Annotated in this window: 14 protein-coding genes; 10 read left to right on the top strand and 4 right to left on the bottom strand. The window is 42.7% G+C overall.

What is annotated here, in order from left to right; all coding sequences use genetic code 11:
• Positions 1-270 (top strand): aldehyde dehydrogenase family protein (locus tag DYI81_RS12675; RefSeq protein ID WP_117007719.1); only part of this gene is annotated, 270 nt, incomplete at its 5' end.
• 82 nt (positions 271-352) lie between these two features.
• Here the strand turns inward: DYI81_RS12675 and DYI81_RS12670 are convergent.
• The gene (locus DYI81_RS12670) at positions 353-937 is read right to left on the bottom strand and encodes a 2-hydroxychromene-2-carboxylate isomerase (RefSeq protein ID WP_117007718.1); all 585 of its coding nucleotides are present in this window, start codon (positions 935-937) and stop codon (positions 353-355) included.
• 49 nt (positions 938-986) lie between these two features.
• Positions 987-1736, bottom strand: coding sequence for an SDR family oxidoreductase (locus DYI81_RS12665; RefSeq protein ID WP_117007717.1), 750 nt, complete (start codon positions 1734-1736; stop codon positions 987-989).
• Positions 1737-1865: 129 nt separating this feature from the next.
• Between DYI81_RS12665 and DYI81_RS12660 the strand changes: the two genes are divergently transcribed.
• The 9 genes from DYI81_RS12660 to DYI81_RS12620 all read left to right on the top strand — a co-directional run bounded on the left by DYI81_RS12660 (position 1866) and on the right by DYI81_RS12620 (position 10933).
• Entirely contained in the window at positions 1866-2435 is a 570-nt protein-coding gene (locus DYI81_RS12660; protein WP_117007716.1) for a TetR/AcrR family transcriptional regulator, read from the top strand.
• 341 nt (positions 2436-2776) lie between these two features.
• Positions 2777-3892, top strand: a complete 1116-nt coding sequence (gene ribBA, locus DYI81_RS12655; protein ID WP_106985580.1) for a bifunctional 3,4-dihydroxy-2-butanone-4-phosphate synthase/GTP cyclohydrolase II — start codon at positions 2777-2779, stop codon at positions 3890-3892.
• An 18-nt stretch (positions 3893-3910) separates the two neighbouring features.
• A complete protein-coding gene (ribE, locus tag DYI81_RS12650) occupies positions 3911-4381 on the top strand; it encodes a 6,7-dimethyl-8-ribityllumazine synthase (protein WP_067731440.1) in 471 nt (156 codons plus the stop codon).
• A 4-nt stretch (positions 4382-4385) separates the two neighbouring features.
• Positions 4386-4835 (top strand): transcription antitermination factor NusB, encoded by a 450-nt coding sequence (gene nusB, locus DYI81_RS12645; protein ID WP_106985581.1) that lies wholly within the window; start codon positions 4386-4388, stop codon positions 4833-4835.
• Positions 4836-4856: 21 nt separating this feature from the next.
• Complete coding sequence (thiL, locus tag DYI81_RS12640) at positions 4857-5774, top strand: thiamine-phosphate kinase (protein ID WP_106985582.1); 918 nt, start codon at positions 4857-4859, stop codon at positions 5772-5774.
• Entirely contained in the window at positions 5752-6273 is a 522-nt protein-coding gene (locus DYI81_RS12635) for a phosphatidylglycerophosphatase A (protein WP_117007715.1), read from the top strand. Before thiL ends, DYI81_RS12635 begins: the two co-directional genes overlap by 23 nt.
• Positions 6274-6293: 20 nt before the next feature.
• Positions 6294-7658: a bifunctional UDP-N-acetylglucosamine diphosphorylase/glucosamine-1-phosphate N-acetyltransferase GlmU gene (gene glmU, locus DYI81_RS12630; RefSeq protein WP_117007714.1), complete on the top strand. Its 1365-nt coding sequence runs from the start codon at positions 6294-6296 to the stop codon at positions 7656-7658.
• Positions 7659-7670: 12 nt separating this feature from the next.
• Positions 7671-9509 (top strand): glutamine--fructose-6-phosphate transaminase (isomerizing), encoded by a 1839-nt coding sequence (gene glmS, locus DYI81_RS12625; RefSeq protein WP_117007713.1) that lies wholly within the window; start codon positions 7671-7673, stop codon positions 9507-9509.
• Between the two features lie 53 nt (positions 9510-9562).
• On the top strand, positions 9563-10933 hold the full coding sequence (locus DYI81_RS12620) for a phosphomannomutase CpsG (RefSeq protein WP_117007712.1): 1371 nt from the start codon (positions 9563-9565) through the stop codon (positions 10931-10933).
• Between the two features lie 45 nt (positions 10934-10978).
• Here the strand turns inward: DYI81_RS12620 and galE are convergent, their stop codons facing one another.
• Entirely contained in the window at positions 10979-11998 is a 1020-nt protein-coding gene (gene galE, locus DYI81_RS12615; RefSeq protein WP_117007711.1) for a UDP-glucose 4-epimerase GalE, read from the bottom strand.
• On the bottom strand, positions 11991-13622 hold the full coding sequence (gene pgi / locus DYI81_RS12610; RefSeq protein WP_227865908.1) for a glucose-6-phosphate isomerase: 1632 nt from the start codon (positions 13620-13622) through the stop codon (positions 11991-11993). Before pgi ends, galE begins: the two co-directional genes overlap by 8 nt.
• Position 13623: the final 1 nt, after the last annotated feature.

Below are 13623 nucleotides of genomic sequence, written 5' to 3'. Positions count from 1 at the left end.
GAAGCGATTAAGATCGCCAACGACACGATTTATGGACTTGGCGCAGGCGTATGGTCACGCTCAGCACACACCTCTTACCGAGCTGGCCGTGCCATTCAAGCCGGTCGTGTATGGACCAACTGCTACCATATCTATCCTGCGCATGCGGCCTTCGGTGGCTACAAAAAATCAGGCATCGGCCGTGAAAACCACAAAATGATGCTCGACCATTACCAACAAACCAAAAACCTGTTGGTGAGCTATTCTACTAAACCTATGGGCTTCTTCTAATTGAGTTAGTCTATGGTTAAACCCTAAAAAGCGAACTTCGGTTCGCTTTTTTATTTGACCTGTTTAGAAGCTATTCAATTCTCTATAGCGCAGCTTCCACAAAATGCAGATGATCAACCCCCCAATACATTTCATCTGCTACAAACCACGTTGGTGCACCAAACACCCCACGATCAATCGCTTCCTGTGTGACCGCTTTCAGCTCAGATTTCACCTTTTCATCTTCTAGCCACGCCTGTACTTGAGTGACTTCAAAACCTAATTCTTGCGCTAAATTCATCAGCTCTGTCACATCATTTAAATTACGTGGCTGAGCAAACATGGCATCAAATAGCGCAGTCAAAACCCGTTGAAAATGCGCTGGCTGATATAACTGCACAGCAGTAAGCAAACGCATTAGCATTAAGGTATTAATTGGAAAATAAGGATTCATCTGTACAGGAATATGCCATAGCTTGGCCCAGCGCTGTAAATCAATCATCGAATAGCGTGCTTTGGCTGGCACAGCCATTGGACTGTTATTCCCTGTCGCTTTAAAGACCCCTCCCAACAACATCGGCTTCCATATCATTTCTGCCTGATGTTGCTCAGCAATTTGCTGTATGCGGTGAAAGCCCAAAAAGCTATATGGGCTACCTAAATCAAAATAAAATTCAATCTTGCTCATTTTCAAAGTCCTCGTCATTTTATGTGTCCATTCAATTCTTTTTATATCCTTACCAGCGCTCCATCCAGGGTCTGAGATCTAATTCATGTGTCCATGCATCTCGTGGTTGCTGTGAAAGGTGCCAATAATTCTCTGCAATATGTACTGGATTTAAAATGCCATCTTGCTCTTTTTTTGCGTACAAATCGGGAAAAGTATCTTTAATAAAGTCGGTATCAATCGCACCATCGACCACCACATGCGCCACATGAATATTACGGGGACCAAGTTCTCTCGCCATACTTTGCGCCAAGGCACGAAGCGCATGTTTTGCACCTGCAAAAGCCGCAAAGCCGGCTGCACCACGTATACCCGCCGTTGCACCAGTAAAAATAATCGTGCCACGCTCCCGTGTCACCATGCGTTTCGCCGCTTCACGGCCAGTCAAAAATGCGCCAAAGCAGGCCATTTCCCATATTTTAAAATATTTACGTGCTGTTTCTTCCAAAATACTACAAGGCACATTGGCACCAATATTAAATACCAGCACTTCGATCGGCCCTATTTCAGACTCAATCCGCTCCATCAGCTCAACGACCTGTTCTTCTTTACGCGCATCAGAAGCAAAACCAAATGCCGTGCCCCCCTGCTGTTCAATTTCTTCTATTAGAGGCGCGAGCTTATCTGCATTTCTTCGCGTCATGCAGGCTATATAGCCACCGCGGGCAAAACGCTTGGCAATTTCACCGCCAGTCGCATCTCCTGCACCAATGATTAATGCCACGCCCTTGGCTGGATGAGACAGCTGATTATTTTCCATGACGATCCCCTCGTGCTGGATAGTTTTTATTCCATGCGCTATCAATATTCTATTAGATAACGATCGTTACTATAACGAATACTATGTTATGATTAAATTATCGTCAATCTTAATTTCAGGGTCGTGCTCATGCGCTATAAACCCGAATACAAACAACAAAAACGGCAAGAATTGCTTCACATCAGTGGCCAGTTAGCAAAACAAAATGGCTTCGCTGCTACAGGCGTAGACAGCTTTATGAAAGCAGCTGGTGTCACCAGCGGTGCGTTTTACTCACATTTTTCAAGTAAGCAAGATTTGTTTAAAGCATTAATTGAAACAGAATTGCAACACAGCTTTGCCCATTGGGAAAATAATCCCCATCAGACGGTAGCAGAATGGGTTGATTTTGAGTTGGACCGTTATTTGGCCCCTTCGCATTTAAAACATGCAGATCAAGGTTGTGTACTTCCTGCATTGGCCTGTGAGGTGGCACGCGCCAATGACGACATCAAATATACCTATCAACAAGAACTGCTTCGTGGTCATGCACTGTTTACACAACACTTAGGATGCCCAGATAAAGCTTGGGCTATGCTCTGCCAGCTGGTTGGTGCCATTTTAATTGCTCGTGCGATTCCAGACCCTAGTCTCCAACAGCAGATTCTTCAGGCCAATAAAACCATAATGCGAAACTATCTTCATCATTTGGCACAATAAATTCATATACATGTAAATAACACTGATCAAGGGTCATTGCTCATAATTACTTTTTCGTAAAGCAATCATAGCCATCGATACTAAGGGACAAAATGCTGTGCTTTATGCCTTTCCACACTAACTTTGTCATTTTTTATTCTTTTCAATTGCTTAAAGATTATGCATAAAGCGATTCTTTTAAATTCAGCCTGACTTTAAAAATTGGTTCGGACTGTGTATAACAATGGACCTGAAAGGGAAAATGATAAGCATAGGCAAAACGCACAAAAAAACGTTAGACTATGCAACAATCTATATAAGTTTAATGTCTTCACAGAAGACGAAAAAGAAGGTGAAGGCTGATGCCGCTCAATACAGTTGAAGAGCTCGTCGCGGATATTCGTGCAGGTAAAATGGTCATTCTAATGGATGACGAAGACCGTGAAAATGAAGGTGATTTAGTCATCGCTGCCACCCACGTGCGCCCTGAAGACATTAACTTCATGATTACGCATGCACGTGGCTTAGTTTGCCTAACATTAAGCAAAGAGCGTTGCCAACAGTTAAATCTACCACTCATGGTCGATGCCAATGGCGCACAGCATGGAACAAACTTTACATTGTCGATTGAAGCCGCAAATGGCATTTCGACTGGCATTTCACCTGCAGAACGCGCGCACACCATTCAAACGGCTGTAGCTGCACATGCAAAACCAGCAGACATCGTACAACCTGGGCATATTTTCCCACTGATGGCACAGCCTGGTGGCGTATTACACCGTGCAGGTCATACTGAAGCGGGTTGCGACCTGTCACGTTTAGCTGGGCTAGAACCTGCTTCTGTCATTTGTGAAATTATTAATGAAGATGGCACCATGGCGCGCCGTCCAGATTTAGAAGTATTTGCTGAAAAGCATGGTCTTAAAATGGGGACCATTGCCGATCTTATTCACTACCGTATGACCAATGAACAAACGGTAGAACGTTTAGATCAACAAACCCTCGACACAGAATACGGCACATTTGAATTGTTCCGTTACCGTGAAGTGGGTAACCCAGACATTCATTTGGCTTTGGTCAAAGGTGAACCAAAAGCAGGCGTAACTACTGTGCGCGTACATGGCTTTAGCCCAGCACGTGATTTGTTGAAAATCAACAAAAAAGATGGCGAGCCAGCTTGGAACCTAGACAAAGCACTGAAAGAAATTGCCAGCAGTGACCGTGGTGTATTGGTCTGGATTGGTCAGCGTCATTTGCAAGACCTAGGCCCTGCGCTTGAAAGCTTGACCGCACCAAAACCAACCAAATCAAATGCAGCTTTATCTCAGCAATACCAAACCATTGGTGTGGGTGCACAAATTTTACGTGATTTAGGTGTTGAAAAAATGAAGCTTCTTAGCTCTCCATTACGTTTCAATGCCCTATCAGGCTTTAACTTAGAAGTGGTGGAATACATCACCGCAAATCAAACATCTTAAGAAATTATCGAGGTTACTATGGCAGTTCGCCGTATTGAAGGTATGTTACATCTCGCGAACGAAGACCGTTATGCGATTTTAGTTGGTCGTTTTAATAGCTTTGTTGTAGAACATTTGCTAGAAGGTGCCGTTGATACATTGAAACGTCATGGCGTATCAGAGGATAATATCACTGTTGTTCATGCGCCTGGTGCTTGGGAACTTCCTATCGTTGCGAAAAAACTCGCAGCAACAGGTCGTTTTGACGCTATCATTGCACTTGGTGCCGTGATTCGTGGTAGCACACCTCACTTCGACTTTGTTGCAGGTGAATGTGCTAAAGGTTTAGGCGTTGTTGGCCTAGATGCTGGCTTGCCAGTAATCAACGGTGTATTGACTACGGACAGTATTGAACAAGCGATTGAACGCTCAGGAACAAAAGCAGGCAATAAAGGCAGCGAAGCTGCATTGACTGCAATTGAAATGGTTAACTTGTTAAAGGCTATTTAACGCTATGTCGCAAACACTTCAAGCAACTTATGCAGCAAAACGCAAAGCACGCCGTTTTGCTGTACAAGGAATTTATGAATGGCAAATGAGCCACAATCCAGTGCATGAAATTGAAGCGCGTACTCGCGTGGAAAATGCTATGCATAAAGTGGATCTCGGCTATTATCATGAATTGTTGACCGAGGTGGTTGCCAATCATGAAGCATTGGATGCGCTTTTAATCCCTGTGCTTGACCGCGAGTTATCAGCGCTTGATGGCGTTGAACTTGCGACGCTTCGTTTAGGTGCGTATGAATTGAAAGAACATCTTGAAATTCCATATCGCGTCGTTTTAGACGAAGCTATCGAGCTAGCTAAACATTTTGGCGGTGCAGACAGCCATAAATACATCAATGGTGTATTGGATCGTTTAGCGACCACATTACGTGCAGCAGAAAAGCAGCAAGCGAACTAAGTTTTTAAGTCGAATTGTTGTATGGCTGAGTTTTCGATTATTGACACCTATTTTAATCGCAAGAATGTAAATTCTGTCGATTTAGGGGTCGGTGACGACTCAGCCCTGCTCACCCCTCCTCCACAGCAACAATTGGTCATCTGTGCCGATACTTCAGTTGCTGGACGACACTTCCCCTTCGATACAGATCCACATGCCATTGGTTGGAAATCTGTTGCCGTCAATCTTTCTGATATTGCGGCCATGGGCGCTAAACCGCATAGCATTTTACTCGCATTGAGCTTACCCCAAATTGATCATGACTGGCTCAAAGGCTTTAGTCAGGGTTTATATGATTGTTGCGATCAATTTGGTGTGAGTTTAATTGGTGGTGATACCACCCAAAGCCCTCACTTAACCATTACCATTACCGCACTGGGCTGGATTGAAACTGGTCAAGCCATTACACGCTCGGGTGCTCAAATCGGCGACCTCATTTGCGTCAGCGGCACAGTTGGTGATGCAGCTTATGGCTTAAAACACCGTGGGCACCCCTTACAGCAACGCCTAGACTATCCAACACCTCGCTGTGAACTGGGTGAGCAACTCAAAGGCTTAGCCTCGAGCATGATCGACATCTCAGACGGTTTGGCTCAAGATTTGGGACATATTCTCACGGCTTCAAATGTCGGTGCGACCATTGAGTTAGATAAGCTTCCTCTCAGCGAAACTGTAAACAAATTATCTGAACAAGAAAAATTTCAATCTGCATTAGCAGGTGGCGATGACTATGAGTTATGCTTTAGTATCAGCCCTGAAAATTACCAAAAAATTAAACAACAGTGCGTCAATACATCGATTACGATTATTGGACAAATTACCCAAAACTTGGGATTAAATTTATTAAAAAATGGCGTAAATTACTCCATTCAATCTAATGGATATCAACACTTTGCATAAACCTAAAATTCATTTCCAGCGTATGACTTGGTTTGAACGTTGCGTCGTGTTTTGTGGCGTAGGTTTTGGGTCAGGCTTAGCTCCTAAAGCACCAGGGACTTTTGGTTCTGCTTTCGCATTACTGTTTATCCCTGCGTGGCTTGCAATTGGTTTGAATGCCACCATTATTGCTATTGTGCTGATGTCAGTCATTGGAATCTATATTTGTGGCAAAACAGCACAAATTATGGGCGTACACGATGATGGGCGTATCGTCTGGGACGAATTCGCAGGCCAATCCATTACCTTCTTGCCTCTTATCTATTTAGGCAATATGAATTGGATCTGGGCATTGATTGGATTCGGCTTATTCCGGCTCTTTGATGTTTGGAAACCATGGCCTATTCGTGCCATTGACCGTGGCGTCGATGGTGGATTCGGGATCATGCTCGATGACATCATTGCAGGTTTGTGGGCAGCCTTGTGTATTTGCCTATACTTTTATTTCTTATCGATGTGAAGATACTTCTAGGATCAACCATGTCAACAAGCGTTATCATTCTCGCCGCTGGTAAAGGAACGCGTATGCGCTCTAATTTACCAAAAGTCTTGCAACCCTTAGCAGGACGCCCTCTACTGGGACACGTAATTGAAACTGCAAAAAAACTCAATGCAGCCAATATTATTACGATCTACGGTCATGGTGGCAGTTTGGTTCAAGAGGCTTTTACTCAAGAACACATTCAATGGGTCGAACAAGCTGAACAACTCGGTACAGGCCATGCGGTAAAAGTAACGCTCCCCGTCTTACCAAAAGAAGGCCTATCGCTCATCCTTTCAGGTGATGTGCCATGCATTACGCAGCAAACCCTGCAAAAGCTACTCGACGCATCTCAATCTTCTGGTATTGGCTTAGTCACTTTAACTGTTGCTGATGCAACAGGCTACGGCCGAATTGTACGTGAAAACGGTAAAATTCAAGCGATTGTAGAACACAAAGACGCTTCTGAAGAACAACGTAAAATTAAAGAATTCAATACGGGCATTTATGCTGTGAGCAATGCCAAATTGCACGAATGGCTTCCACGCTTAAATAACAATAACGCGCAAGGCGAATATTACCTGACCGATATCGTTGCCATGGCGATTGCGGATGGCTTAGAAGTCGCATCTGTAGAACCAGAGCTTGCTTTTGAAGTTGAAGGCGTCAATGACCGCGTACAACTGGCTGCCTTAGAACGTGAATTTCAAATATTCCAAGCAAAACAGCTCATGCAACAAGGCATACATTTGATTGATCCGAGTCGTTTTGATTTACGTGGCAATCTCACAGCTGGCAAGGATGTACGCATTGATATCAATGTGATTATCGAAGATGATTGCGAGCTTGGTGACAATGTGGAAATTGGTGCAGGCTGTGTGATTAAAAACACCAAAATTGCGTCAGGCACCAAAGTTCAACCTTATAGCGTATTTGATAGCGCTGTCGTAGGTGAATATGCTCAAATTGGGCCTTTCACACGTTTACGCCCAGGGGCAGAATTAGCAAATGATGTGCATATTGGCAACTTTGTTGAAGTCAAAAATACTAAAATTGGCCTCGGTTCTAAAGCCAATCACTTCACTTATCTCGGCGATGCAGAAGTAGGTGCAGGCTCAAATATTGGTGCAGGCACGATTACCTGTAACTATGATGGTGCCAACAAATTTAAAACCATTATTGGCGATGCAGCCTTTATTGGTTCAAACAGCTCACTTGTTGCTCCTGTTACCATTGGCAATGGTGCAACAGTCGGTGCGGGTTCAACAATTACCCGCGATGTTGCTGACAATTGTTTAGCTGTAGAACGCTCTAAACAATTTGCCAAAGAAAATTATCAGCGTCCGCAAAAAATTAAGAAATAAGAGGTCAAAATTATGTGTGGCATCGTAGGCGGCATTGCTGAACGCAGCATCACTAATATTTTAATTGAAGGCTTAAAACGCCTTGAATACCGTGGCTATGACTCTGCAGGTCTAGCCCTCATCAATTCAGGTCATGTACTACGCGAACGTCGCGTGGGTAAAGTTGCGAATCTTGAAGAAGCGGTGAATCAATCACAAATTTCAGGTTCACTTGGTATCGCACATACCCGCTGGGCAACACACGGTAAACCAACTGAAAATAATGCGCATCCACATATTTCTGGTACGGTTGCGGTTGTACACAACGGGATTATCGAAAACTACCAAGAGCTCAAAGATGACTTAGAAGCTTTGGGCTATGTGTTTACCTCACAAACAGATACCGAAGTTGTGGCACATTTGGTGAATGATGCACTGAAATCCACACCGAGCTTACTCGAAGCTGTACGCCAAGTTGTACCACAGCTGAAAGGTGCTTATGCGCTTGGTATTGTCCATACAGATCACCCAAATGAATTGATCACGGTACGTGAAGGCTCACCACTGGTGATTGGTGTCGGCTTTGGTGAAAACTTTATCAGTTCAGACCAATTGGCACTCCTACCTATTACCAATCGCTTCATTTACCTAGAAGAGGGTGATATTGCACGTCTAACACGTACCAGCATTGAAGTATTTGTAAATGGCAACCGTGTAGAACGCCCAATTAAAGAACTTGATGCGACAGTGAGTAATGCATCAAAGGGTGAATATAAGCATTTCATGCTCAAAGAGATTTATGAGCAACCTGAAGCGATTCAGCAAACCATCTCTCAAGCCTTAAATGGCAATGCATTACGCTCAGATTTCTTACAAGAAGCTGAAGCTGACTTTACAAAGATCCAACAAGTGCAAATCATTGCCTGTGGTACCAGCTACCATGCGGGTATGATTGCAAAATATTGGTTTGAACAGCTCATTGATGTACCTTGCCAAGTCGAAATTGCCAGCGAATTTCGTTACCGCTCACCTGTGATTGTAAATAACACACTGTATGTGTGTATTTCACAATCTGGTGAAACAGCAGATACTTTAGCGGCACTTCGTGATACGCAAAAACGCGCTCTCGCAAAAGGCCTAGACATTACAACCATGACGATTTGTAACGTTGCAACATCGTCTATGGTGCGCGAAACCAATCACAGCTTGCTGACACTTGCAGGCCCTGAGATTGGTGTTGCATCAACCAAGGCCTTTACCACACAGCTCGCCGCCTTAATGTTATTGACTTTAAAAATTGGTCAAATCAAGGGCAATATTTCAAATCAAGCAATTGAAGAAATTACAGCTGAGCTATGGCACCTTCCAAAAGTTATTTTAGATACTTTACAAAATAACGAAGAAATCCTTCGCCTCTCTGAACTGTTTAAAGAAAAACAACACTGCCTATTTTTAGGCCGTGGTACGAATTTCCCAATTGCACTAGAAGGCGCATTGAAACTGAAAGAAATTTCATATATTCATGCCGAAGGTTATGCTGCAGGCGAACTCAAACATGGCCCATTGGCTTTGGTTGACAATGACATGCCTGTCGTGATTCTTGCACCGCAAGATGACATGTTGGATAAATTAAAATCTAACATGGAAGAAGTTCAAGCACGTGGCGGTGAGCTCTTTGTTTTTGCTGATGAAAACAGTGGCATCAAAAATAAAGATCGCCAACATATTGTGAATGTGCCAAACATTCATGCTCTACTGGCTCCAATTGTTTACAGTATTCCTGTGCAACTGTTGTCATACCATGTTGCTGTTTTACGTGGTACAGATGTAGACCAGCCACGAAACTTAGCAAAATCCGTAACTGTTGAATAACAAAAAGGCTGACGTTGTCAGCCTTTTTCCTAACTACAATTTGAGAACTTTATATGACAACCTTAACTTGTTTTAAAGCTTATGACATTCGTGGAAAACTTGGGGAAGAATTAAACGAAGACATCGCCTATAAAGTAGGCCGCGCCTATGGTCAAATCTACCAACCTAAAACCATCGTGGTCGGCTGTGACATTCGCTTAAGCAGTGAAGGCTTAAAACAAGCAACCATCAAAGGCCTGAATGATGCTGGCGTAAATGTACTTGACCTTGGTATGACAGGGACTGAAGAAGTCTACTTTGGTGCATTCCATCTTGATGTACAAGGGGGAATTGAAGTCACTGCCAGCCATAATCCTATGGATTATAATGGCATGAAATTGGTGCGTGAAAATTCACGTCCAATTAGCGCTGATACAGGCTTAAAAGAAATTCAAGCTTTAGCTGAAGCTGGTGTATTCAATGAAGTTGAGCATAAAGGCACGACAGAAAAATACAATATTTTGCCTGAATTTGTAGCGCATTTGATGGGCTATATTGACCCAGCAAAAATTCGTCCATTAAAACTGGTGGTCAATGCGGGGAATGGTGCAGCAGGCCATGTGATTGATGCCATTGAAGAAAAATTCAAAAGCCTCAATGTGCCTGTAGAATTTATTAAAATCCATCATGAAGCGGATGGCACATTCCCCAATGGTATTCCCAACCCACTCCTAGTTGAAAACCGTGACAGTACACGTAATGCAGTACTTGAACATGGGGCAGATATGGGCCTTGCCTGGGATGGTGACTTTGACCGTTGCTTCTTATTTGATGAAAAAGGTCAATTTATTGAAGGCTATTATATTGTTGGCTTACTTGCTCAAGCATTTTTGCTCAAGCAAGCGGGTGAAAAAATTGTGCATGACCCACGCCTCGTATGGAATACCGTGGACATCGTAGAACAATATAAGGGCCAAACTGTACAATCAAAATCAGGGCATGCATTTATTAAACAAGTGATGCGTGAACAAAATGCGGTATATGGTGGCGAAATGTCTGCACATCATTATTTCCGTGATTTTGCTTATTGCGACAGCGGCATGATTCCATGGTTATTGGCTGTTTCAGTATTGTCTGAAACGCAACAAACACTGTCTTCTTTAGTAGAAGGCATGATTGCCAAATTCCCTTGCTCTGGCGAAATCAATTTTAAAGTACAAGATACACAAGTGACGATTCAAAAGATCTTTGAGTATTTTGCAGCACAAAATCCTGCGATTGATAAAACTGATGGCATTAGCCTCGATTTTGGTAACTGGCGCCTAAACGTGCGCGCTTCGAATACTGAGCCACTGTTACGCCTGAATATCGAAACAACAGCATCGAAAAATCCAGAATCTATTCAATACTATGTTGATCTACTTACCCAGCTCATTGAAGCTTAATTGATAACAATAAAAAAAGAGCCTTTCGAGGCTCTTTTTTATTGCTTAGGATTGATAACCTTGTGGGTTCTGCTTTTGCCAGTTCCAACTGTCTGCCAACATATCCGCTAAATTATATTGTGCTGTCCAACCCAGTTCCGCTACTGCACGGCTATTATCCGCAAATGAAATTGCCACATCGCCTGCACGTCGTGGTGCAAATTCAAACGGGATCGTGATTTGATTCACCTGCTCAAACGTATTTTTAAGCTCTAAAACAGAAGAACCTGTGCCCGTACCAATATTCCATGCACGACAACCTGTCTGATGCAGACGATTATTCAGCGCACATAAATGCGCATTGGCCAAATCGACCACATGAATATAATCACGTACACCAGTCCCGTCAGCGGTTTCATAATCATTGCCAAAAATAGACAACTTTTCCCGGCGACCAACAGCTACTTGTGTCAAATAAGGCATTAAGTTATTAGGAATGCCCTGTGGATCTTCCCCCATTTGACCACTCTTATGTGCGCCAACAGGGTTGAAATAACGCAACAAGGCAATCGACCAGCGCTCATCTGCTTCAGCTAACTTTTGTAGCATCTGCTCAACAACCAACTTGGTATAACCATAATTGTTATTTGGCATGCCCGTTGGCATTTCTTCATTTAAGGGCGATACATTCGCTTCATCATAAACCGTAGCCGATGAACTAAATACCAGCTTATATACGCCTGCTCGCGCCATGGCTTGTACTAAAGAGATAGAACCCGCAATGTTATTATCAAAATACATCGCAGGAAATTGTTGGCTTTCACCTACGGCTTTTAAGCCAGCAAAATGAATGACTGCATCTATTGCATGTTGCTGAAATAATGCATCCAAGACCTGAGCATCACGAATATCACCCTGTACAAAGTCTAAAGACTTTGATGCAATATTCTGCACGCGTACTAAGGCCTCTTCAGCACTATTGGATAAATTATCTAAGACTACAACTTCATGACCAGCGCAAAGAAGCTCAACACAGGTATGTGAGCCAATATAACCTGCACCACCCGTCACTAAAATCTTAGCCATTCTTTTTTCCTAATAAAATCTTTAACAAACCTTGTGTCGAAGAATCAAAGTGTGACACATCTTCTGCTTCACGATTTAAAATCGGCAAAAGATGATTGGCAATTTCTTTACCTTTTTCTACACCCCATTGATCGAATGCATTGATATTCCACAACACCGATTGTACAAACACTTTGTGTTCATATAGCGCAACCAACATCCCTAATGTATATGGCGTTAATTGATCCAATAACACGGTAGTACTGGGCTGATTTCCAGCATATTGCTTATAAGCAGGTAAATTTTCAAGTTCTGTTTGATCTAACACTTCATTACCAAAGGCAAGTAAACGAGACTGTGCCAAACAGTTAGAAAGTGCTAAATGATGCTGTTCAATAAGCGCTTCCGCATTATCAATATAGGTAAATTGATTTGCATTATAACGATGCACAGGGGCAATAAAGTCACAACTTACTGCATGAGTACCCTGATGTAACAATTGATAGAAAGCATGTTGTGCATTTGGCCCCACCTCTCCCCAAATAATCGGGCAAGTATCAACTACAGCTTTTTCACCTGTACGCTGTACAGACTTACCATTTGATTCCATTTCGAGCTGTTGTAAATAAGAGGCAAAATACTTCAAGCGCCCATCATAAGGTAAAACCGCATGCGTCTGAATATCTAAGAAGTTATTATTCCAAACACCTAAAAGTGCCATCAACACAGGAATATTTTGCTCAAATGGTGCAGTTTGAAAATGTTGATCTATTTCAAATGCGCCAGCCAGTAGGTCTTTAAAATTTTCCACACCTACTGTTAATGCAATAGGTAAACCAATGCAAGACCATAGAGAGTAACGACCACCTACCCAATCCCAAAGTAAGAATTGATTGTCTTCTCTAATTCCCCATTCGGTCATTTTGTCAGGTTTTGTTGAAACACCCACAAAATGGCACTGCAATGCACTATCAGATGCTTTTAGAGTGCGTTGCAACCAGCATCGAGCTGTTTGGGCATTAGAAAGTGTATCTATCGTTCCGAAGGATTTTGATGAAATTATAAATAAAGTCGTCTCTGGGCGCAGTTGGTGCAATAAATCAGAAAGCTGACTCCCATCCATTGTAGAAACAAAATGGACTTTCAGATCTTGTGCCGTTTGCACTTTAAAATCAGTTAAAGCGTGTGAAATCATGAGTGGGCCTAAGTCTGACCCACCTACACCAATATTCACTACATCTCGAATCACTTCACCAGTCGCACCACGATATTGACCAGCATGAATTCGCTCTACCAATTCATACATTCGATCCAATTGACCATGTACTTGTTTTGCAAGTTGTGGATGCTCATGACTATTTTTAGGTAAACGCAATGCCCAATGCATGGCAGCACGTTTTTCGGTGTAGTTGATTTTTTCTACCGAAAATAGACTTTGAATCCAATCTTTTAATTGATGAGATTTTGCATAAGCAATCAGTTGCTCAAATACTTTGCCATTGACACGATGCTTACTAAAATCGAAGCACAATTGATTGATATGAATTGAACATTGCTCAAATCTTAATGGATTTTTTGCAAATAGTTGACTTAAATGCGTTTCTTTTTGATTGTCCGCTAAAGCCTTTAGCTTTGTATAGATCATA

The organism is Acinetobacter sp. SWAC5 (assembly GCF_003419885.1).
Taxonomy (GTDB): domain Bacteria; phylum Pseudomonadota; class Gammaproteobacteria; order Pseudomonadales; family Moraxellaceae; genus Acinetobacter; species Acinetobacter cumulans.
Note: the sequence above shows the minus strand (reverse complement) of the source record. Positions and strands in the feature narration are given on the sequence as shown.